At 69.0% G+C, this 21,822-nt stretch carries 23 protein-coding genes; 4 read left to right on the top strand and 19 right to left on the bottom strand.

All coding sequences use genetic code 11. The features are described from left to right. Positions 1–73: 73 nt before the first annotated feature. Together ACFXK0_RS24435 and ACFXK0_RS24430 are read left to right on the top strand one after the other, a co-directional pair. Positions 74–715, top strand: a complete 642-nt coding sequence (locus ACFXK0_RS24435) for a GNAT family N-acetyltransferase (RefSeq protein ID WP_379413080.1) — start codon at positions 74–76, stop codon at positions 713–715. Positions 716–851: 136 nt separating this feature from the next. Then, entirely contained in the window at positions 852–1,064 is a 213-nt protein-coding gene (locus ACFXK0_RS24430; protein WP_379413078.1) for a hypothetical protein, read from the top strand. A 33-nt stretch (positions 1,065–1,097) separates the two neighbouring features. On the opposite strand, the gene nadC is transcribed toward ACFXK0_RS24430, so the two are convergent. The 3 genes from nadC to nadA all read right to left on the bottom strand — a co-directional run bounded on the left by nadC (position 1,098) and on the right by nadA (position 4,834). Further along, on the bottom strand, positions 1,098–1,958 hold the full coding sequence (gene nadC, locus ACFXK0_RS24425) for a carboxylating nicotinate-nucleotide diphosphorylase (protein ID WP_379413077.1): 861 nt from the start codon (positions 1,956–1,958) through the stop codon (positions 1,098–1,100). A 157-nt stretch (positions 1,959–2,115) separates the two neighbouring features. After that, a complete protein-coding gene (locus ACFXK0_RS24420; protein WP_379413075.1) occupies positions 2,116–3,765 on the bottom strand; it encodes an L-aspartate oxidase in 1,650 nt (549 codons plus the stop codon). A 34-nt stretch (positions 3,766–3,799) separates the two neighbouring features. Continuing rightward, positions 3,800–4,834 (bottom strand): quinolinate synthase NadA, encoded by a 1,035-nt coding sequence (gene nadA / locus ACFXK0_RS24415; RefSeq protein WP_379413074.1) that lies wholly within the window; start codon positions 4,832–4,834, stop codon positions 3,800–3,802. Between the two features lie 78 nt (positions 4,835–4,912). On the opposite strand from nadA, the gene ACFXK0_RS24410 reads away from it, so the two are divergent. Then, positions 4,913–5,641: an NUDIX domain-containing protein gene (locus tag ACFXK0_RS24410; protein WP_379413073.1), complete on the top strand. Its 729-nt coding sequence runs from the start codon at positions 4,913–4,915 to the stop codon at positions 5,639–5,641. Between the two features lie 12 nt (positions 5,642–5,653). Here ACFXK0_RS24410 and ACFXK0_RS24405 read toward each other — a convergent pair whose 3' ends face one another. The 12 genes from ACFXK0_RS24405 to bioB all read right to left on the bottom strand — a co-directional run bounded on the left by ACFXK0_RS24405 (position 5,654) and on the right by bioB (position 16,232). Then, positions 5,654–6,268, bottom strand: a complete 615-nt coding sequence (locus ACFXK0_RS24405) for a Uma2 family endonuclease (protein WP_379413071.1) — start codon at positions 6,266–6,268, stop codon at positions 5,654–5,656. Between the two features lie 24 nt (positions 6,269–6,292). After that, a complete protein-coding gene (locus ACFXK0_RS24400) occupies positions 6,293–6,457 on the bottom strand; it encodes a hypothetical protein (protein ID WP_379413070.1) in 165 nt (54 codons plus the stop codon). Between the two features lie 79 nt (positions 6,458–6,536). Further along, on the bottom strand, positions 6,537–6,947 hold the full coding sequence (locus ACFXK0_RS24395; RefSeq protein WP_379413069.1) for a hypothetical protein: 411 nt from the start codon (positions 6,945–6,947) through the stop codon (positions 6,537–6,539). Then, the gene (locus ACFXK0_RS24390) at positions 6,944–8,044 is read right to left on the bottom strand and encodes an AI-2E family transporter (RefSeq protein WP_379413067.1); all 1,101 of its coding nucleotides are present in this window, start codon (positions 8,042–8,044) and stop codon (positions 6,944–6,946) included. The genes ACFXK0_RS24395 and ACFXK0_RS24390 overlap by 4 nt, the downstream gene beginning before the upstream one ends. Before the next feature lie 165 nt (positions 8,045–8,209). Beyond that, positions 8,210–9,439: a hypothetical protein gene (locus ACFXK0_RS24385; protein WP_379413065.1), complete on the bottom strand. Its 1,230-nt coding sequence runs from the start codon at positions 9,437–9,439 to the stop codon at positions 8,210–8,212. Between the two features lie 55 nt (positions 9,440–9,494). After that, on the bottom strand, positions 9,495–10,928 hold the full coding sequence (locus tag ACFXK0_RS24380; RefSeq protein ID WP_379413064.1) for a serine/threonine-protein kinase: 1,434 nt from the start codon (positions 10,926–10,928) through the stop codon (positions 9,495–9,497). Continuing rightward, entirely contained in the window at positions 10,916–12,025 is a 1,110-nt protein-coding gene (locus tag ACFXK0_RS24375; RefSeq protein ID WP_379413062.1) for a hypothetical protein, read from the bottom strand. Before ACFXK0_RS24375 ends, ACFXK0_RS24380 begins: the two co-directional genes overlap by 13 nt. A gap of 118 nt (positions 12,026–12,143) precedes the next feature. Continuing rightward, positions 12,144–13,619 (bottom strand): serine/threonine-protein kinase, encoded by a 1,476-nt coding sequence (locus ACFXK0_RS24370; protein WP_379413061.1) that lies wholly within the window; start codon positions 13,617–13,619, stop codon positions 12,144–12,146. A 137-nt stretch (positions 13,620–13,756) separates the two neighbouring features. Continuing rightward, on the bottom strand, positions 13,757–14,290 hold the full coding sequence (locus tag ACFXK0_RS24365; protein ID WP_379413059.1) for a DUF1353 domain-containing protein: 534 nt from the start codon (positions 14,288–14,290) through the stop codon (positions 13,757–13,759). Positions 14,291–14,350: 60 nt separating this feature from the next. After that, entirely contained in the window at positions 14,351–14,989 is a 639-nt protein-coding gene (locus ACFXK0_RS24360) for a DUF2567 domain-containing protein (RefSeq protein WP_379413057.1), read from the bottom strand. Continuing rightward, positions 14,989–15,198 carry a hypothetical protein gene (locus tag ACFXK0_RS24355; protein WP_379413056.1) on the bottom strand — a complete coding sequence of 70 codons (210 nt, stop codon included), beginning with the start codon at positions 15,196–15,198 and terminating at the stop codon, positions 14,989–14,991. Before ACFXK0_RS24355 ends, ACFXK0_RS24360 begins: the two co-directional genes overlap by 1 nt. Before the next feature lie 20 nt (positions 15,199–15,218). Next, entirely contained in the window at positions 15,219–16,232 is a 1,014-nt protein-coding gene (gene bioB, locus ACFXK0_RS24350; protein WP_379413054.1) for a biotin synthase BioB, read from the bottom strand. A 146-nt stretch (positions 16,233–16,378) separates the two neighbouring features. Between bioB and ACFXK0_RS24345 the strand changes: the two genes are divergently transcribed. Further along, positions 16,379–16,963, top strand: coding sequence for a TetR/AcrR family transcriptional regulator C-terminal domain-containing protein (locus tag ACFXK0_RS24345; protein ID WP_379413053.1), 585 nt, complete (start codon positions 16,379–16,381; stop codon positions 16,961–16,963). 90 nt (positions 16,964–17,053) lie between these two features. On the opposite strand, the gene ACFXK0_RS24340 is transcribed toward ACFXK0_RS24345, so the two are convergent. The 4 genes from ACFXK0_RS24340 to ACFXK0_RS24325 form a co-directional block, all read right to left on the bottom strand. Further along, entirely contained in the window at positions 17,054–18,373 is a 1,320-nt protein-coding gene (locus ACFXK0_RS24340) for an MFS transporter (RefSeq protein WP_379413051.1), read from the bottom strand. A 196-nt stretch (positions 18,374–18,569) separates the two neighbouring features. Then, complete coding sequence (locus ACFXK0_RS24335; protein ID WP_379413050.1) at positions 18,570–19,910, bottom strand: LLM class flavin-dependent oxidoreductase; 1,341 nt, start codon at positions 19,908–19,910, stop codon at positions 18,570–18,572. A gap of 102 nt (positions 19,911–20,012) precedes the next feature. Continuing rightward, positions 20,013–21,149, bottom strand: a complete 1,137-nt coding sequence (locus ACFXK0_RS24330; protein ID WP_379413049.1) for an alpha/beta fold hydrolase — start codon at positions 21,147–21,149, stop codon at positions 20,013–20,015. Positions 21,150–21,192: 43 nt separating this feature from the next. After that, positions 21,193–21,645, bottom strand: a complete 453-nt coding sequence (locus ACFXK0_RS24325) for an SRPBCC domain-containing protein (RefSeq protein WP_379413048.1) — start codon at positions 21,643–21,645, stop codon at positions 21,193–21,195. Between the last annotated feature and the right edge of the window lie 177 nt (positions 21,646–21,822).

Here is a 21,822-nt window from a genome sequence, read left to right as displayed (position 1 = left end):
CGATCCCTGTCGCGACCAGCGGTGGAAGGCTGGTCGCCGCGGGGACTCGGCGACGACCGGTAGCGTCGGCAGCGTGCAGATCCGTGAATTCACCGAATCCGACCGGGCCGAACTCCACGCGCTGGCGCCGATTGTCGGCGAAGGCTCGCCGACCGCTTCGCTGTGGGGTCATCCGGAATCCGAAGCGGCGATCTATCTCGACCCGTATCTCGACCACGAACCGGAGTCGGTGTTCGTCGCGGTCGACGACGACGGCAGGATCACCGGTTACCTCGTCGGTGCCGTGAACTCCGCGACCTTCCCCAGCGAAGAGGCCCGGATGACCGAGGCGATCCGCCGCTACCGCCTGGTCCTGCGTCGCGGTCCCGCCCTGTTCTTCGCCCGTGCCGTCGCCGACACCGTCGCCGCCCGCCTGCGCCGCCGCGAACTCGCCGGTGAGTACACCGATCCGGCTTACCCCGCCCACCTGCACATCAATCTCGCCCCGGCCGCCCGCGGTACCGGCGCCGCCGACGCGCTGATCCACCGTTTCCTCGACCACGCCCGCACCTCGGGCGCCCCCGGCTGCTATCTGCAGACCCTCACCGAGAACACCCGGGCCGTCGCCTTCTTCACCCGCGTCGGCTTCGCCCCCGTCGACCGACCGGCCGAGGTGCCCGGCCTGCGCTATCAGGGCAGGCGAGTCCATCAGCAGACGATGGTGCGCTCCTGCTGACTTCCGGCAGACTGGTCCGATGAGGAGTACCCCAGAGCCCGAATGGGTTTCGCTGTTGCGCTACGACAATGCCGCCGGTGCGCCGAGGCCGCTCAGCGCGTTGCGAGGTTGACTGCGCGAACGCGGGATCGACTGGATGCCGTTCGCCGCGAACGACATCGTGTACCACCTCATGCGGGTCCAGCGGGCCGACGGGCGGACGGGCTGCGTGGTCGGCATCGCGGTGCGCGCCGATGCTTTACGGCCACTCGGGCTACACCCCGATCAGCCGTCGTCGCGGCCGGTGGGTCCGTCGCCGCCGGGATGGTGGCATGCGGCCGGTGAGCGCAGCGTGTGGGCGCAGTGGTGACGGCGGGCCCGAACCCGGCCGGGCCCGCCGTGTTCACATGTCGAGGCCGAGGTCCAGGACGCGGACCGAGTGGGTGAGGGCACCGATGGCGAGATAGTCGACGCCGGTGCCCGCGTAGTCGGCGGCCTGGTCGAGCGAAAGGCCGCCGGAGGACTCGAGTTTCGTGGCGGGCGCGGTGGCATCGCGGCGCTGCACGGCGGCCTGGGTCTGCCACAGCGGGAAGTTGTCGAGCAGGACGAGTTCGACGTTCTCGGCGAGGACAGCGTCGAGCTGCTCGAGGCTGTCGACCTCGACCTCGCAGGCGATCTCGGGCGCCAGCTCGCGCACCGCGCGCAACGCGTTCACCACCGAGCCGGCGGCGACGACGTGGTTGTCCTTGATCAGCGCCGCGTCACCCAGACCCATCCGGTGGTTGACGCCGCCGCCGACCCGCACCGCGTACTTCTGCAACGCGCGCAGGCCGGGCAGGGTCTTGCGGCTGTCGCGGATCCGGCAGCCGGTGCCCTCGACCGCGTCGACCCAGGCCGCGGTGGCCGTGGCGATCCCGGAGAGGTGGCAGACCAGGTTGAGCATGGTCCGTTCGGCGGTGAGCAGGCCGCGGGTGGGGGCGACGACGCTCAGCACCGAGGTGCCCGGCGCCACCCGGGTACCGTCGGCGACCCGGCCGGTGATCTCGTAGCTGCCCGCGCCGAGCACCTCGTCGAGCACCAGCAGACCCACGTCGATCCCGGCGACGGTGCCGTGCTGGCGCGACACCACCGACGCCTTGCTCACCGCGTCCGCGGGCACCGTGGCCACGGTAGTGACATCGGGCCCGTAGCGCAGGTCCTCGTCGAGGGCGGTACGGATCAGCGTCAGCAGTTCGTCGCGGTCCAGGCCGGCATCCAGCGCCATCACTGCACTCCTGTTCTCCGGCGCGCCACGCACCGGTTCGATCGGGCGGAGCGATCCTGCGCCCCACCGGAATTGCTTGCCGAGCACCGGCCGGTCACCGGTACCCGCGATACGCCGACGCCGTCCGGCAGACCGGCCCGAGCGTCCGCAACGACAGTCACCGAGCCCCCAACGGAACACTGGAATCCACTGCCGCGACGACGATTTCGCCACCCAGACCCCACCGCACCGCCGTGCTGTACCGCCGCTCGTCGACCGGTCCCGCGAAGTCCGCCCGGGTATGACAGCCCCGACTCTCCGCCCGGTCCGCGGCGGCCACCAGGAGCGCACGGGCAGTCACAGTCAGCGCGGCATCCTCGATCCACCGCAAGACGCGAGCAGCCTCGAAACCACCATCGTCTGCCGGCATACGGCTGGACGTCGCGGTGTGGGTCCGACCGGCGAGCGCGTCGAGTGGCGATGCCGTCGATAGCGCCGCCTCGATCCCGGCCAGCGCGGACACCAGTCCCGCGCCGTCGCGCACGACCGAAGCGTGTTCGGTCATCGCCTGCTGCACCACCGCACGATCAGCGAATTCCACTGTCCACGAGTCGATCTCGGCCACTTCGGCACGCACACCGAGTCGTTCGACTGCCGCGGCTCCGGCTCGTTCGCCGACGACCAGACCTTCGAGCAGGCTGTTGGACGCCAACCGGTTCGCCCCGTGCAGCCCTGTCCTGGCGACCTCGCCAGCGGCGTAGAGCCCCGGAACACTGGTCCGCCCGTGGGTATCGGTCAGCACACCGCCGCACTGATAGTGCGCGCCCGGCGCGACCGGGATCAGCTGGGCCGCAGGGTCGATACCCGCCGCCAGGCAGGAGGCGGTGATGGTCGGGAAACGGCGCGCGAAGCCGTCGAGGTGGCGGGCGTCGAGGTAGACGTGATCGGTTCCGGTGGCCCGCATCCGCTCGGCGATGGCCCGCGACACCACATCGCGGGGTGCCAGGTCGCCGCGCGGGTGCACCCCGGCGGTCACCGAATCACCCTGGGCGTCCACGAGATTCGCGCCTTCCCCGCGTACGGCCTCGCTGATCAGCGGGCGCCGGCCGAGCCCGCCCGGCGTGTAGAGCACCGTCGGATGGAACTGCACGAATTCGAGGTCGGCCACCGCGGCACCCGCCCACAGCGCCAGCGCCACCCCGTCACCGGTCGCCCCGGGCGGATTGGTGCTCGAGGCGTAGAGCTGCCCGAGCCCGCCGGTCGCGAGCAGCACCGCGGGGGTCCGCACGACACCGAAGCCGTCGGCCGACACCGCGACGACGCCACGCACGCCGTCCGGCCCGGTCAGCACCCGCAGCGCGGCGGCGCCGAACAGCACCGGCAGCCCGGCCGCGTTCAGCGCTCGCTGCACCTCGGCGCCGGTGGCGTCGCCGCCTGCGTGGATGATCCGGCGGGTGCTGTGCCCGCCCTCGCGGGTGCGCGAGATCTGGCCGTCGCGGCCGAGATCGAACACCGCGCCCAGATCGGTCAGCGCGGCCACCGCCGTCTGACCGCCCTCGACGATCGAGCGCACCGCGGCGACCTCGCACAGCCCGGCACCGGCCTCGACCGTGTCGCGCACGTGCGAGTCGACCGAATCACCCTGCGGCGCGACGACCGCGATGCCGCCCTGCGCGTACTGCGTCGAGGTGTCGGTCGGGCCGCCCTTGCTGAGAATCAGGACCCGCAGACCGTGCAGCGACGCCGTGCGCGCGGCCGTGAGCCCCGCGACGCCGCCGCCGACGACCACCAGGTCGACCTCGGCCTCCCAGGAGATCGGAAGCGTCATGGTCGTTACCGCGCCGACCGGGCGGTCGACGGCCTCACTCCCCACCGCCGGGGTTGCCGATCGAGATCATCCGCTGCACCGACGCGCGTCCGGCCTCGGCCATCGCCAGGTCGACGTGCACCTCGTCGGCGCCCTCGACCAGGCAGCGCAGCAGCGCGGCCGGGGTGATCATCTTCATGTACGGGCAGGAGGCGCGATCGTTGACGGCCTGGAAGTCGATGCCGGGCGCGGCCTTGCGCAGCTGGTGCAGCATGCCGATCTCGGTGGCGACCAGCACCTGGGTGGACTTGGCCTGCTTGGCGGCGTCGATCATGCCGCCGGTGGACAGGATGTGCACGCGGTCGGCCGGGAACGAGCCCTCACCGGCCAGGTACAGCGCCGAGGTGGCGCAGCCGCACTCCGGGTGCACGAACAGTTCGGCGTCGGGGTGGGTGCGGGCCTGCTCGGTGAGTTCCTCGCCGTTGATGCCGGCGTGCACGTGGCATTCGCCGGCCCAGATGTGCATGTTGTCGCGGCCGGTCTCGCGCTTGACGTGCGCGCCGAGGAACTGGTCGGGCAGGAACAGCACCTCGCGGTCCGGGTCGATCGAGGCGACCACGTCGACAGCGTTGGACGAGGTGCAGCAGATGTCGGTGAGCGCCTTCACCTCGGCGGTGGTGTTGACGTAGGAGACCACCATCGCGTCGGGGTGTTCGGCCTTCCACTCGCGCAGCTGGTCGGCGGTGATGGAGTCGGCCAGCGAGCAGCCGGCCCGCTCGTCCGGGATGAGCACGGTCTTGGCTGGGCTGAGAATCTTGGCGGTCTCGGCCATGAAATGCACGCCGCAGAACACGATGGTGTCTTCTTCGGCCTCGGCCGCGATCCGCGAGAGCGCCAGCGAGTCACCGACGTGGTCGGCCACGTCCTGGATCTCGGGCAGCTGGTAGTTGTGCGCGAGAATGGTGGCATTGCGTTCGCGCGCCAGCCGTCGCACCTCCTGCGCCCATTCCGGCGTCGCCTCGACACCCGCGTATCCGGTGGGACCGTCGAACACCGAACCCATCAGCGGCAGTGCAGTCGTCGTCGCCATGGTGGCTCCCTTCCTCGTGCGAGCGGCTCCGTCGCCGCGATTCGCACCAAACCAGGTTTTCGACTTATAATCGAAAACGTGCCCCATAGTAACACCATCCACGAATCGCTCACCGCGGTGTTCCAGGTTCGCCGCTTCCCCGCCGACATTTCCGCAGGTAGCAGCGTTTCGGGCCGTTCCAGGCACCCGGAGCTGGCGGTCCTGCTGTGGGAACGGGCACTCGACCCGCAAAAGGGCACCTGGTCGCTACCGGGCGGTCGGTTACGTGACGACGAGGACCTCGACACCTCCGCGCGCCGCCAGCTCGCCGAGAAGGTCGACGTGCGCGAGCTCTCACACCTCGAGCAGCTCTCGGTGTTCAGCAACCCGCACCGGGTGCCCGCACCGCGCCGGATCGCCTCGGCCTATCTGGGCCTGGTCCCGCTGACCACCGAACCGGAACTGCCGCGCGACACCCGCTGGCATCCGGTCGCGGCCCTGCCGGACATGTCCTTCGACCACCGCACCGTCGTCGACCACGCCCGCACCCGCCTGGCCGCCAAACTGTCCTACACCAATATCGCCTACGCCCTGACCCCCGCGATCTTCACCTTGTCGATCCTGCGCGAGATCTACTGCGCCGCACTGGGTTACGACGTCGACACCACCAACCTCCAGCGCGTCCTCACCCGCCGCAAGGTGATCACCCCCACCGGCGCCACCGCCCCCTCCGGCCGCGCGGGCGGCCGCCCCGCCGCCCTCTACCGCTTCACCGATTCCGGCCTGCGCGTCACCGACGAATTCGCCGCCCTGCGCCCCCCGACCTGACCCCGCGCCGGGTCAGCGGCGACGAGGCAGCCGGCTCTGCAAATCGGTGAAGGTCACCGCGAGGTGCACCGGACTGGTCAGCACCAGGGCATCGGTATGCGTGTGCCGGGTGATGTAGCGGCGGCCCGACCAATCGAGGCGGCATTCCTCGATCTCGGTGATCTGCTGCCAGTCCTTGTCGAAGTGCACGATGAGATACACCGGGATCCCCGCGCGGGCATACAGTTCGCGTTTGATGCCGATATCGGCGTCGACAGTGCCTTCCGAGGTGATCTCCGCGACCAGCAGGATCTGTTCGGCGACCGTCCGCACGTCGTAGGGACCGGCACCGCAGTCCCGGAGCAACACATCGGGGTAGCGGGCCCGCAGCCGACGGGTGTCGTCGGCCGACTCGCCGTCGGCCAGACGGATCGGGGTATCGCTGTGTACTTCGCGACACGGTCCATCGGGATCGATGGCGTATTCGAGAGCAGCGGACAGCCGGCGCACGACCAGATCGTGCGCCGGTGACTGCGCCATGCATTCGAGCAGAACCCCGTCGTGAATGTCACCGAAGTCCTCCGGTGGACCCGCCAGGAATTCCTCGACGCCGACCAGCCGTTCCGGCTGCTTACGCGGGGCTGACATGGCCCTACCCTACTCGGAACAGGCCTACTCGTAGCGGCGGTCGCGGTGCTTGGCGGAGCGCCGGTAGGTGCGGCCGCTCGGGACCGCGGTGGCGGCCGCGGAACTGCGCAGGGCGTGGCGGCGGCGCCAGGCGGTGAGATCGGGGCGTTCGGTGGGTTGGTCGGTGGTCTGGTTGTCGGTGGCGCGCACGGCGTGGTCCTCCCCCGGGGAATGCTGACCGGTCGACGGTAGGGGACGCCGGGTGGTGGGCGCCACCGAATTTCGCCGGTCAGCGGCGGTAGGGCCCCCAGCTGGTCACGGCCCAGATGATGATCACATCGATGACGATCACGATCACCGACCACCACGGGTAGTACGGCAGCGACAGAAAGCTGCCGATGATCGACAACGCCACCACGCAGATCGTGAGCACTCTGGCCCAGGTGGCGGTGAGGATCAGGCCGACCGCGACGCAGACACCGAGAACGCCGAGCACCACGTTGACCCAGCCCCAGGTGGTCAAGCTGAAGTCGTAGCTGTACTCGGGCACCCGCGCGAACAGCTCGTCCCCGGCGATCTGGGCGATGCCGCGCAGGATCGACAGCACGCTCGACACCAGCAGCAGCACCACGATCAGCATCGTGATGCCCGCGGCGAGACCTTGCCGAACCGGGTGCGGTTCATAGGGATTGGTGGTCACGGATCGTCCTTTCGTTCCTCGGCGAGTTCCTGTTTGTTCAGTGGCGCGCCGATCAGTACGTCGGCCCAGCGGGTGGACGGATCGATGTCGAGCAGCAATGCCTTGACCAGCAGGGTGAGCGGGACGGCCAGCACGGCGCCGAGACCACCGAGCACCCACGCCCAGAACACCAGCGACAGGAAGGTCACCGTGACGCTCAATCCCACGGCGTCGCCGACGAATTTCGGCTGGATGATCGACTGGATCACGAAGTTGATCGCCGAGTAGACGACGATCACCCAGACCATCAGCATCGGCCCGCTGTCCAGCAGTGCCAGCAGCGCGGGCGGGATGACGCCGATGACGAACCCGACATTGGGGATGTAGTTGGTGATGAACGACAGCAGCGCCCACAGCAGCGGCAACGGCACACCCATCAACCACAGCGCGCCACCGTCGAGCACGGCGACGATCGCGCCGAACACCGTCGACACGATCAGGTATTTGCGGGTGCCGTAGGCGAATTCGCCGAGCGCGTGCGCGATCGCAGGCCGTTCCCGCGCCACCACGCCCATGCGCCGGCCGATGCTCATCCCGTCCACGGCCATGAACAGCACCAGCGCGCCGACGAAGAACAGATTCGAGAACACCCCGATCGCACCGCCGAGCAGGTCGTCGACGAGCCCGACCAGTTTGCTCATGTCGATGTTGTGCAGTGCCTTCTGGATCTGTTCGCTGCTCACGCCGAGGTCGGCGAGCAGATCGCGCACGTAGTCGAGCAGGTCGTCGAGCTGGCCGGCGTACTGGGGCAACTGCGAGGCCAGCTGGTAGGCCGACAGCGCCAGCGCCCCGACCAAACCGACGAGAATGAACAGCACCGCCGACAACGCGATGAGCATGCCCAGCCAGGCGGGCCAGCCGCGCCGGCGCGCCCACTCCTGCACCGGCTGCACCGCGACGGTGAGCATGAGCGCGAGGAAGGTGGGGCCGATGACACCGGCGAACGACTTCATTCCCGCGATGGCGACCACCGCCGCGGCCACGGACAACAGCACGATCAGCCCGCGTGGAATCGACCACACGGGCTGCGGCGAGGCGACCTGGCCGGGCATACGCATCGGTGTCTCCTAGCGCCTCGACAGCGAGTACGGCGTCGACGCTAGGGCGCGCGTTGTGCGCGCGCATCGCCCGTTCCGGGTGAATCGCAGCCGGGCTGGTTCTGATGTCCAGGAAGGTGGTTCGGTCCGCTGACCGGTGGCCGCAAAGCCGTCGAGGCGGTGGCGTTACCTGCTGTTCACCAGCAATGCGTACTGCGCCGCTGCCGCCTGGCCGACAGCACGTTTGTCGGATGCGAAGACTGCGGCCCAGTATTGCCGGTCGAGGATATAGCAGTAGAACTGGGCGTAACGTGGCGCGACAGAGTTTTCGAAGCAGGTGATGTCGGCGACAGCGCCGAGCTGTGGGATATCTGTTTCGACCTGCGCGTCGCCGCCGTCGGGCGCGGCGTTCGCGTGGTCGTACTGGGCTCGGGCGCCTCGACTGGTGGGGAAACGTAGAAGCATTCGGTTCGCGAGGAAGACAGCGCGATCGCTCGGTTCTCTGCGTGGTTCGTCGGCTTCATCTTCATCGACGAAAGGCCCCAGCGTGTGTTCGCTGCCACGGGCGCCGTAGACGATTCCCGAGCCCGAACGTTCCGAGGGCAGCCACCCGGAGCGTCTGGCTGGCTGGAACGGCGCGTCAACGGTCGGGTGGGTCCAGCTGTACGGCATCTGCGGCAGTGTGCGGCTGAGCATCGCGTCCGGGTCCGCCGGTAGCGAGGACAGCGCTTCCGGGGCGGTCGCCTCGAATTGGTCCAAGCGCGCGACCTGTTTGTTCAGCGCGGCGTGAACCAGTGGGAGTGCGGCGACGGGGTCCGGAGTGGGGTGTGTCGCGGAGAGTGCGATGACGAACGGTCCTCGAGCGGTGAACACGGTCAGCAACGGGATATCGGGTGTCCACTGGCCGAACGCCTCGGGATGCTCCGGGATCTCGACCGTACTGGTGCCGGAGACGGTGCGGATGCGGTCTGCGAGGTCCGCGGCGGCGGCCTCAGCGTCGCCGAAGAAACTCAGTACCGTTATTCGCAACGTACGCGGGGTGCCGCCGTCCTGCGTACGGCTGTCTCTGTCCTGCCTGATGGTGGTGAATCCGGTGACCAGACCATACGGCTGGATCACACGGCTGGAGATTTCAGGGACGAGCGCCTCGACTCGCCCCAGGGAGTGCACCGGTGTGGCGTCGTTGCCGTCGCGCAGGGTCGGATCGATCTCGTGGGGGTACACCATGACCTCCGCGATGCGGGCGGCTTCCAGCAGGCGCCCGTGGTTGTCGTTGTCGATAGGGGGCGCAGTGAGAGGGATAGTGCCCCAGTCGCCGGTGTCCAAGGCGGACAGGTCGGGGCGGGCGGGTGTCGGGCTGCCCAGGATCGATGACCGGCCGGCGCATCCTGTGAGCAGTGCCGTGGTGGTGAGCATGATGGCGACCGAACGGCGCATACGGCGTGCCGCACGCCACGGAGCAGCGCCGGCGTCAGATCGGTGCATCCGGCCACCATCTTTCGTAAATCTCCCGGCCCGGGATACCGCCTCCCACTACCAGTGAACAACTTTCGCGGGGTGCACCGTCGAACTGCACCTGAAGCCGCCCGCCGCTACCCCCCTCATCGTTCTTCCAGCCCACAGTCCCCGATCCGGATCTGCGTGACCACGACTCGATTTCAAAACCCGTTTCGGGTGCGGGTGGTGGATATATGAAGCCGTCGTAATTGCAGGTGACGACGAGTATCAGGTCTCCGCCGACATTCGCCTCGTGCGGCTCGATACAGTTCAGCATACGTTCGTCCAGGGCCGCGTTCGAGCGGACCTTCGTCGAGCACCGCAGGCCGCGGGGGCCCGTCGTAGCTGGGGTTGTCGGCAGCAGGTCGGGGAAGGTATTCACGACCTGCTGGAATTCCCCCCACGGTGGCGCAGGCGGGGGCGCGGGAGCACCCGCCGCCGAGCCGGAGTCGTTTCGGAGCGCGAGGAATCCGGCGCCGGCCACGATCACGCCGAGCGGCAGGGCCACCGCTGCGGTCGCTACGCGGCGTGCCCGGCGAGCGCAGCGCCGTGCCGGCTCGGTGCGGCCGTGCAGGGCGTTGCGGGCGGCGGTCGCAAGGTGCCCGCAGCTGGGGTAACGGTCGTCCGGGTTCTTTGCGAGCGCCCGGGCTACGACGCCGTCGAGCGCCTTGGGCACCGTCGGATTGAGTTTGCTGGGACGAGGAGGCGGGGCCGACAGGTGTGCGTGCACAATCGCCCCCACGCCCGCGCGCGGATACGGGAGAGCGCCGGTCAGTAGTTCGTACAGGCTGCAACCCAGTGAGTACACATCGGCGCGATGATCGGAGACTGTTGCCCCGGCCTGTTCGGGCGCCGCATATGCGATGGTGGCCAGCACCGCGTTCGCGGCGGTCAACGTGGAGGTGTCGTCCAAGGCGCGGGCGATGCCGAAATCGGTGATCCGCACCTGGCCAGGCCCGGTCTCACCGGCGGCGAGAAGGAGGTTGGCCGGTTTGACGTCGCGGTGCAGCAGACCCATCCGATGTGCCTCGTCGAGCCCGCGGGCGGCGCCCTCGACGATATCGACCGCCGCTCCGGGAGCTAAGCCTCCGGGCGTCCGTCGCAGTAGTTCGGCTGCGTCGACGCCGGCGATGAACTGCATTGCCAGCCAGGGTGTTCCCCCGTCGACGCCGCAGTCGTAGACAGTCACGACATTGGGGTGCTGGATCCGGCCGGCGAGTTCGGCTTCCCGCAGGAACCGGGCGTGCGCCATGGCGTTGCCGAGACGGTGCCGAGCCAGTACCTTGATCGCGTCCGCGCGCGGCAACCGAGGATGACCGGCTAGATAGACTTCTCCCATGTTGCCACCGCCGATCCGGCGTTCGACGCGGTATCCGGCGATGACTGCCCCGCGGGTCAGCGTCGCCATGGCACTTCACTCATCGGCTCGAGCGCGGCCATCAACGTGTACTGGGCGGCCGCCATCTGGTGTGCCGATTTCATGTCGTGCCCCTTCACTGTGGCGAAGTACCGGCCTGCAGTGAGGAAGCAGACGTACATCGGCACCATCTCCTCGTAGCGGTGGCAGAACGACTCCGGGACGTCGGGTGGGGGCGCGACCGGCGTAGTGGGGGAGTCGCTGATCGCCAGCATCGTGTAGCCGCGCATCATCGTTCGGGCGGCTTCGGGATCCGGCATTCGTAACAGCCATCTGCGATCGACGACAGCCATGAGCTCCGGACTCGGGATCGGTTTGCCGGTCGAGACCAGGACGAGTCGCGCGCCGCCGGGTCCGTAGACAACGCCGCTACCGCGAAAAACGAGTCCCTCACCGGCTTCGACCGCCGGGGATGTGGTACCAGAGATCGAGGGGTACGGCCAGCTGCCCCGTTCGGTGGGGACCATCCGGCTCAAGAGTCCGTCCTGGTCGAGAGGCAGCTCGTCCAGGAGATCCTCGCGGGTCGGTACGAACCGGTCGGCGAGGTCGAACTGGGCGTCCAACGTCGCGGTGGCCAGTCGCGTCATCGCATCCAGGTCCGGTGTGGGGTATCTGATGAACAACGCGATGATGAAGCTGCGGCGGGCGACGACCACGCCGAGCGTGGGTACTGTCGGCCGCCAATGGCTCAGCGCCGTCGGGTGCCCCGCAAGAGAAACCGGGACGTTGTCGTCGCTCATCGCGAAATCTGCCGTTTCGATCTCCCGGGCCGCGGTCTGCGCGGCCGCTGCGTCACGCATGCTCAGCAGCGTGACCCGCAGTGACCGTGTCCACCCGGGAGGCGGGCAATCCGTTCGGTCGCACGCGGCGCCGAACGTCGCGAACCCCGCGAGCATGCCGTGCCGGGCAAGAATCGGCTGCGCCGCGACAGCCAGCGTCTTCCTGGTGTTTTGCGGCTTCGGCATCAGACTCGGTGCGAGGTCGCTCAGATTGCTGTCGACGGTCGAGGGCGCGATGACGGCATCGGCGAGTCGCGCGGATTCGATGATCCTGCCGTACCGTTCGTTGGTCTCGGCCGGCACCGTCATCGGATCGGTGGCGTAGGCACCCGTATCCATGTTCGCCGCCACCTCGCCGCATGACACCACACACGCCATCAGCGCGACAACCGCCGACAACAACGCCAGCGTGACAGTAGTGGGTCGTTCAGATCGGTGCATCGGGCCACCAGGAGTCACGCAGCTCGGCGCCTGTCACCGAATATGAATACGCCTGCATGACGCAGAAATTCCGATCAGGGTTGTCGAAAATCACCTCTAACCCACCCACTTCCTTGCCGTCGAGCAGTGCCGTGCCCCAGAGCAGGCGGCCGCTGTCTGTTTCCCGTGACCAGCGCTCCTCGTGTGGTGGGAATTGCCAACGCGACAGATCGGTGCTTACGAGAACGCGATCCTCCCTGCAGGTGAGGACCAAATCCTCGAGTGGGTCGCTGTCTGCCCAGCAGTACACCTGCTGCACCTGAAACCGCACGTCCAACGATTTGAACGGCCGGTCGCTCTTGGAGTTGATGACCCTGCACCACAAACCCCGGTACCCGCTCCGAAACGGTGCGCGCGGCAGTAGATCTGGGAAGGCGGCGAAAATATGGTCGTAGACACCCCACGGCCCGGATTCGCCGTTATCGGTCACCGACCGAGGTATGGCGGATACCCGAACGCCGGATTGTGACGCGACAGCAGCGAAGACACCGCCCGCCGCGGCGAGCGCCAGAACCAGCAGCACCGCGGTGACGAACACCCGGACTCGCGGCCACCGGCCGAAATACCCCGATCGCCTGCCACCCCCGGCGTCGATGGGCGCGCCACTCAACGCGGCGGCGGCGTCTGCGGCCAGTGCCACGCAATTCGGGTAACGATCCCGGGGCGCTTTCGCCAGTGCCCGAGCGATGACCCCGTCGAGACCAGCAGGGAGCTCGGGCCGGATCTCGCTCGGCTTGGGTGGCAGGTCGACCAAGTGGGCGTACACCACCTCCGCCGGCGTCGCGCGCGGGAACGGATTGACGCCGGTGAGCAGGTTGTAGAGCGTCCCGCCCAGCGCATAGACATCGGCGCGGTGATCGACGGCTGTGCCGCTGAGCTGTTCCGGCGCTGCATAGGCAAGCGTCGCCACGACCTCGCCGGTCGCGGTGAGGGCGGTGGTGGCGGCGGTGTCGCGGGCAATACCGAAATCGGCGACCAACACCCAGCCGGTCGACGTCACCAAGATATTCGCTGGCTTCACATCGCGGTGCAGCAGTCCCGCCGCGTGCGCCGCGTCCAGGCCCGCTGCGGCCGCGGTGACGATCTCGACCGCACGGCGCGGTTCCAGACCGCGGGGCTGGTCCTCGATCAGTCGCGCGGCGTCGGAACCGGGCACATACTGCATGGCGATCCACAGGCACCCGTCATGTTCACCCCGGTCATGGATCGCGACAACGTTGGGATGGGACAAGCGTGACGCGAGTTCGGCCTCGCGGAGGAACCGGGCGTGGAACCCGCTGTCGACGTCGACCGACTCGTTCAGCGTCTTCAACGCCACCTGCCGCGGCACATGCGGATGCCTCGCCAGATACACCGACCCCATCCCACCCGACCCGAGCAAACGCTCGATCCGGTAGCCAGCGATCTCATCGCCTACTTCCACGCGCCCAGCGTAGTTCAGCGCCACCGATAGCGCTCGATTTCAGTTGGCCGCGAAAATGGCTGGCAAGGACAAGAATTGACCTTCGAGCGGACATTCACGCAGGCGACAAAGCCACTCACTCGAGTGGCATTACAGTACTAGGTGGTCTTCATCTCCGGGGCAGGCGGCGGTGCCGTCGTGCGCGAGCCGAACCGACCGAACGCCCAGAAGACCACCTCGACCAGCCAGAACAGCAACAGGAAGGTGGTCACCACGGTGACCGGCACGGCGAGGAACACCACCGAGGGCAGCGCGACCAGCACCCAGCGCAGCACCTCACCGGCCGTCGCGCCGCGCAGCCGCGAACCGAATCGCACCGCCGCCCACATCATCCAGCGGCGCGGCACCGTGACACCGAATTCGCGCAGGCACCGCCGGAACAGCCCGTCGGCGTCGGCCCGGCCCACCACCTCGGTGCGGCACAGATAGTCGTGCAGGATCGCCGCGCGGGTGTAGGCGCCGTAGCGCGGGATCAACCAGACCAGCGCGCGCGGCACCGAGGCGAAGTCGGTGCGGAATCCCGCGGGCACCGTGAAGGTTTCGACCGCCCCCTGATAGGTGAGCGGTTCGGTGAGCCGCCAGAATCTCGCGTCCAGTTCCTCGACCACCGGGCCGTCACCGATGAAACCCATGACCGCTCCTCCCGAGCCGCCCACCTGCGAATACTCGCGATGTTAGCGGTCGGGGGCGGTTCAGCCGCGCGGTTGCGCAGTCGCGTCGAAATCGTCGCTGGGCCGATACTCCTGGACCGTCGCCGGGGCCGGATAGTCGTCGAATTCGGCCGGGCGCAGGTCGCCGAGCAGACCCGTTGTGCCCGAACCGAGATCGGTGCGCGGATGCAGGGCGGCCAGGAACAGCAGCACCAGCGCGGCCAGGAACGGCTGCACGAGCAGGGCGAGCTGGGTGCCCACCTCGGCGGGCAGCGCCACGATCTGGCCGACCGCGGGATCGACGGGGTGCGGATGACGCAGCCCGGCCACCCACTCGCCGACCCACATCATCACGGCCGCACCGAGACCCGAGGCCGCCAGCATCCCGGCGACCAGCGCGGGCCCGCGCACACCGCGCACCCGCCAGGCCGCGGCGACGCTCAGTACCGCGACCGCCGCGCCCAGGCACAGGAACATGCCGATGGCGTCGAACAGATGCAGGCTCTCGCCGGTGAGGACCGCCGCGCGGCCCGGCGTGGTGACCCGCAGCCGTTCGGTCGGCGCGAGCAGACCCCACACCACCCCGGCGACCGCGCTGGCCACGAGGACCAGGCCGGCCACGACACCGACCCCGGTCACCTCGCGCCGCAACACCTCGGGGCGCGGCTGATCGCCGAGCACTAGCGGCGTTCCAGCTGGGCCGATTCGATGACCCCGTGCCGGGAACACTTGGCCCACCAGCCGTCGGGGCTCACCTGCACGATCATCCGGCGCCCGCAGTGCTCGCAGAACCGGGGCGGTTCGAGCCCGAGGGCAGCCGACGCCGGGGTCGTGTCGTCGAGACCGGGCACGATCCGCTTGCCGGTGAACGGGTTGTAGCGCTCGTCCATGTCAGTCACCCTACGTGTCGTCAGAGGGTTTCGTTGAACGCCTTGATCGGCATTTTCAGCTCGCCGAGCAGGTCGAGGTCGGATTCGGCCGGACGTCCCAGCGTGGTGAGGTAGTTGCCGACGATGACGGCGTTGATGCCGCCGAGCATGCCCTGCTTGGCGCCCAGGTCGCCCAGGGTGATCTCGCGGCCACCGGCGAAGCGCAGGATGGTGCGCGGCAGCGCCAGGCGGAACGCGGCAATAGCGCGCAGCGCATCGGCGGCGGGCAGCACCTCGAGGTCACCGAAGGGGGTGCCGGGACGCGGGTTGAGGAAGTTCAGCGGCACCTCGTCGGGCTCGAGCGAGGCCAGCTGCGCGGCGAATTCGGCACGCTGCTCGATGGTCTCGCCCATGCCGAGGATGCCACCACAGCAGACCTCCATGCCGGCCTCGCGCACCATCCGCAGGGTGTCCCAGCGCTCCTCGTAGGTGTGCGTGGTGACGACCTTCGGGAAGTGCGACTTGGCGGTCTCGAGGTTGTGGTTGTAGCGGTGCACGCCCATGGCGGCGAGCTGGTCGACCTGCTCCTGGTTCAGCATGCCCAGCGAGCAGGCGACCTGGATGTCGACCTCGTTGCGGATGGCCTCCACACCGGCGGCGACCTGCGCCATCAGGCGCGCGTCCGGACCGCGCACCGCGGCCACGATGCAGAACTCGGTGGCGCCGGTCTTGGCGGTCTGCTTGGCCGCCTCGACCAGGCTGGGGATGTCGAGCCAGGCCGCGCGCACCGGCGACTGGAACAGGCCCGACTGCGAGCAGAAGTGGCAGTCCTCGGGGCAGCCGCCGGTCTTGAGGCTGATGATGCCCTCGACCTCGACCTCGGGACCGCACCACTTCATCCGCACCTCGTGGGCGAGCTCGAGCAGCGCTTCCAGGCGATCGTCACCCAGGCGCAGCACCTCGACGGTCTGCTGCTCGGTGAGTCCTTCGCCGCGCTCGAGCACCTGCTCACGGGCGATGGCCAGAATGTCGGTCTGGACGGGTGCCTGCGTCACGACGTGTTGTCCCTTCGTCGGGGTACGCACGGCCGAGGGGGTGATCCCCCCGACGTAGCCGTGCAACTTGAACGGTGTTCAGGATAGGGTAGCGGCTGAGAGTGAGCCACTACACTCGGGTCGGCGAAATCGACGGAAGGACGCGCGTGCAACTGCGGAAATCGGATGTGATCGACGCCGCCGTCGAGATCCTGGACCAGTACGGCCTGGCCGATCTGACGATGCGCAGGCTGGCCGGATCGCTGCAGGTGCAACCGGGCGCGCTGTATTGGCACGTCAAGGACAAGCAGTCGCTGCTCGGCGCGGTCGCCGACCGGATTCTGGCGCCGATGGACGAGCCGGTCACCGCCGCCGAATGGCACGGCCAGGTCGCCGAACTGGCGCATCGGCTGCGCGACTGCCTGCTCGCCTATCGCGACGGCGCCGAACTGGTCTCGGCCACCTACGCCTCCCGCCTGACCACCAGCAAGGCGCGCGAACGGCTGGCCGGCATCGTCATCCGCGCCGGGATGACCCGCGAGGAAGCCGAACTCACCGCCTACACCCTGCTCTACTACGTGCTCGGCCAGACCGTCGACGAACAGTCACGCATGCAGATGGACTCTGCGGGCGCGCTGCCCGAGGACTCCTCTCCCCTGCTCGAAACCCCCGATGCCACCGCCCGATTCGACTTCGGCCTGCAACTGTTCATCGCGGGTGTGCGCAGCATCCTGGGCGCCCGCGTCCGCTGAACGGCTCAGCGCGGCCCACAACGCCGGGCGTAGTCGGTCGGTGGTTCCCCGAAGGTCCGGGCCTACGCCGAGGCCACCGCGCGATGGGAACTACGGTCCCGAGGTCCCCGTCGATCCCGCCGCGCCGCTGCTCGACCGCACCGGCCGCGACCCCACGTGGTCACTCGTCTGCGAAACGCGGTGAGCCACACCGCCCAGCTCGACCGGGGCGATGACACGTCCGGGGAACCAGCGGTACATCGCGGCGGCACCGCCCAGCCCGGCGACGGCGAGGGTGCCCGCGGCCGCGCCCAGTACCGTGACCGCGCTGATCGCGCCTACCGCGATCGGCCCGGCGAACATGCCGATGTCGTGCGTCAGCCGCCAGGCGCCGAGGAATTCGGCGCGCCGGCCGGGTGGGGCGACATCGGCGCCGACGGTCATGATCACCCCGTTGCTCAACCCGTTGGCGAATCCGAGCAGCACCGCGACGGCGGTCAGTCCGGCGACCGAGCCCGCGAACGGCAGCGCCGCGTAGCCGGCGGCGAACAGGATCATGGCGGGTACGCCGATGGCTCGACGCCCGTAGCGGTCGAGCCAGATGCCCGACGGGTACGACATCAGCACGTCCACCGCGCCCGCGATGCCGAAGACGATGCTGGTCGTCGCGGCATCGGCACCGACGTGCACTGCCCACAGCGGCAACAGCGACTGCCGGGCCGCCCGCGCGGCACCCATCAGCAGCGCCGCGAGCCCGAGAGTGCCCAGCACTCTGCGGTGTTCGACCACTACCGAACGAATGGTGTGCTCGCTCACGACGGTGGGTGGACCGCCCGGCTCCGGCATGGCGAACACCAGGGCCCCCGCGACGAGCATGGCCGCGAACTGGATCCACAGCCCACCGACCGGCCCGAGCCAGTGCACGGCGCCCGCGCCGAGGAACGGCCCGGTGAAGAACCCGAACCGCATCCACCCCGCCAGCGCCGAGAAGGCCCGTCCCCGGTCCGCACCCGGCACCACGGTGACGACATAGGTCTGCCGGGCCAGTCCCCACACCGCCCCCGCGACGCCGTTGATCAACAGACCCAGCGCGAACACCGCGATATTCGGTGCGACGATGGCGATCAGCAGCCCCACCGCACAGGCCAGTGAGCCGAGCGCGATGGCCCGCCGCTCCCCCGTCCGCGCCACCAGCCACCCGGCGGGCAGGTCGCCCAGGATGAGCCCGAAGCCCATCATGGCGACCACCACACCCGCGGTCCCCACCGAGGCGCCGAGTTCCAGCGCGTGCAGCGGCAGCATAGGAGCCGCCGCACCGGAACCGATGCCGTACACCGCCGACGGCACGAACACCGCCACCGCCAGCGACCGCAGCCGGGTGCGTGACTCTGCCTGGTCGCCGGCCGATTCCGATCGTCGGGTCAGTGTCACCTCATCGACCCATCGACCACGAGAACCGCACGCCCGCACGCCGATCCGCGCGTGACAGCGGCGAGGGCGCCATGGCGGCCTCCTCTGCGGGATCGTGTCCGGCGACCGGAACGGTGCCCTGGTCGGGCGGTGCGTTTGCTTCCGCGTCGGGTGGGTCCACCGGCACCGGCGGGATCGCCGCTGGGCGCGCGGGCCGTCATCCCGAGAGAGCAGCGGAACGGGCGAACCGGCTCTGCGGGCGCGCCAGCCCGAAGTGATCGCGCAGCGTGGTCCCGGTGTACTCGGTACGGAACAGCCCGCGCTCCTGCAGGATCGGCACCACCGTCTCGGCGAACACCTCGAGCCCGCCGGGGTAGTACGGCGGCATCACATTGAAGCCGTCGGCCGCGCCCTGGGTGAACCATTCTTCGATCGTGTCGGCGACCTGTTCGGGCGTACCGGCGAAGACCCGGTGCCCGCGCGCACCGGCCAGCCGGTACAGCAGTCCACGCAGGGTCGGCCGCTCCCGCTCGACGATCCCGGCCACAACCTGCAGCCTGCTGCGCGCGTTGTCGGTGACATCGCCCGCACCCGCGAAAGTCTCCACCGGTACCGGCTCGTCCAGCGCGAGCGAGCGCAGCGAGGTCCCGGTGATGGATTCCAGCTGTCGCAGCCCGTATTCGGGCACGGTCAGCTCGTTGAACTCGCGTTCCAGGCGCTGCGCCGCCGCCTCGGTATCGGCGATGAACGGGCTGATCCCCGGCAGGATCTTCACCTGGTCGGCGGTCCGCCCGTACTCCGCGGCCTTGCCCTTGATGTCGGCGTAGAACGCCTGGGCGTCGGAGAGCCGCTGATGGGCGGTGAAGATGGCCTCGGCGTACTTGCCGGCGAAGGCCCTGCCCTCATTGGACGCACCCGCCTGCACCAGGACCGGATGTCCCTGCGGCGTCCGCGCGGAGTTGAACGGCCCACGCACACTGAGGTGTTCACCGACGAAGTCGATCGGGTGGATCTTGTCCGGGTCGGCGTAGACGCCCGCGTCGCGGTCGAGCAGGATCGCGTCGTCCTCCCAGCTGCCCCACAAGCCGACCACCGCGTCCACGAATTCCCGTGCGCGGGCGTACCGTTCGGCGTGGTCGGGGTGTCGTTCGAGACCGAAGTTGGCCGCGGCCAGATCCGTTCCGGTGGTGACGATGTTCCAGCCGGCCCGGCCACCGGAGATGTGGTCGAGCGAGGAGAACAGCCGCGCCAGGTTGTAGGGCTCGTAGTAGGTGGTCGACGCGGTCGCGATCAGGCCCAGATGCGTTGTGGCCGAGGCGATCGCGGTGAGCAGCGTGATCGGTTCCAGCCCCGGTGCGGCATTGTGGCGCACATCGGTGCGCAGCGCGGGTCCGTCGGCGAAGAACACCGCGTCCAGCTTCGCCGCCTCGGCCGTGCGGCCGATCTCCTGATAGTAGGTGACGTCGTAGATGCGGTCGGGCCTGCTGTCCGGATGCCGCCACGCGGCCTCGTGATGACCGGACGGGTAGATGAACGCGTTGAGACTCAACTGCCGCACGGGCGGGAAATTCTTCGGTCGGGACACAGTTCGGATTGAAGCAATTACGGCACTGAGCCAATACCTTTAGCCTTGCCGTGATTCGAATCGCCGGCCATTCGTTCAGGGCGGTCCGGCCCGCTGGTAGCGCTGCACGAACGGCAGCACCTGGGTCTCGATGATCGCGTTGTATTCGGCGGGCCGCTGCCGCGGATCGGCATGCTCGATCTCGCGCGGCCGCACCACCAGCAACGTGCCGTCCACCCCGCCGGAGATCTCGATGAGCACCTGATGCGAATACTCCACATCGACGACCGGATCGCGGTCGGCGTCGCGCGGCCGGATGTACACGATCGCGGGCCGCTGCTTGCCGGGCGTCCGGCGGGCCAGCGCGCGCAGATCCGCCGTCGCGCCACCGGCCACGATCGCGAGGAACTGCGCCTCGATCAGCCCGTTGCTCGCGGCATCGCGGGAGAAGATCTTGTCGCGCAGCACTTCCGCGGTCGCCGCGCCCAGTTCCGCGACATCGATGTCGACGAACAGGCCACGGCGCTGCACGAACCGCTCCCGGCGCGCCGTCATCTCGACGGCGAAACGCAACAACCTGCTCTCGCGTGCCCCCGGCAACCAACCCATGAACCGGACCAGATCGGTGCCGTGCCCCCGGCTCTGTGGCCGCACCGCGTCCAGGTCCACCGGGGTGCAGTCCAGGATGACCGCCACCAGCCTGCGGTCGCTGCCGAGGTGGATGTGCCGGGCCACCTCGAGCGCGATCACCCCGCCCATGCTGTGCCCGACCAGCACGATGTCACGCACCCCGGCCTGTCGCGTCGCCCGCACGATCATCTCCGCGATCACCTTGGTGTCGATGCCGGCATTGTCGTAGCGCACCGCCCACACCACACCCAGCAGCCGCAGCGACGGCAGCGCAGCGGCGGTCGGCGCCGCGTTCAACCCACCCAGCCCGACCAGGTCGATGACCGCGGTGTCCCAGCCCGCCGCGGCCAGTGGCGGCGCGACCGGCACCAGCGCCGGCGCGGTATGCGACAGACGTTCCCGCTCCGGCGCCACGTCGTAGCGCCAGTACTGCCCGAACAGCGCCCCCACCGCCACCAGCGCGATCGCGCAGCGCAACAGCGTCAGCCGGGTACGGCGCCAAGCCGTCCAGCGGTGACCGAGGCGGGTTTCCCGCAGCCGGGCCCGCCGTCGCGCATCGTCGTAGTCCGCGACGGTCGACGGATGCCGAACCGGCGACGACATCCCTCCACTGTAGGGTTCGCCGGGTCGTCGCCCGGCGCGCCGGTCAGTCGACCGTGCCGCGTTCGGCCAGCGCGGTGAGCTTCCGCAAAGCCATCCGCCAGGTCGTTTCGTTGTCGGCGAGGCTCAGACCCGACGGCACACCCTCGTGCAGCACTTCGAGATGGGTGCCGCCGTCCTCGTCTGCCAGGGTGATGGTGACGGTCTGGGAGCCGGTCATGTCCGGCATCTCGGTGACGAACTCGATCACTTCGACCGCCTTCCGGTCCGGGATCAGCTCCAGGAACCGGCCGTAGTAGGCGTCGTGCTGCAAGCTGGTGCCCTCGTCATAGATCAGGGTGATCGAGAACGATCCGCCGACCTCCGGCTCGAACCGGTGGACCTCGCTGGTCAAGCCGTCGGGCACCATCCACTCCTTGACCGCGTCGGCGTCGAGCAGCAGCCGGTAGACCTCCGCGCGGGATGCGTGGATGTGGGTTCCGATCCTCGTCGTCGCCATGACACCACGCTAGTCGCCCGACCGCGTAGCTGCCCGCAACGCCTTTCCGGGGAACGCAAAAAGGCCCCCAGCATGATGCTGGGGGCCTTTCGCAATGATGTTCCGGCGGTGTCCTACTCTCCCACACCCTGTCGAGTGCAGTACCATCGGCGCAGGTGGCCTTAGCTTCCGGGTTCG

Origin of the sequence: Nocardia sp. NPDC059177, assembly GCF_042755165.1 — a bacterium.
Classification (GTDB): Bacteria; Actinomycetota; Actinomycetes; order Mycobacteriales; family Mycobacteriaceae; genus Nocardia.
This window is presented reverse-complemented; position numbering and strand designations above follow the sequence as displayed.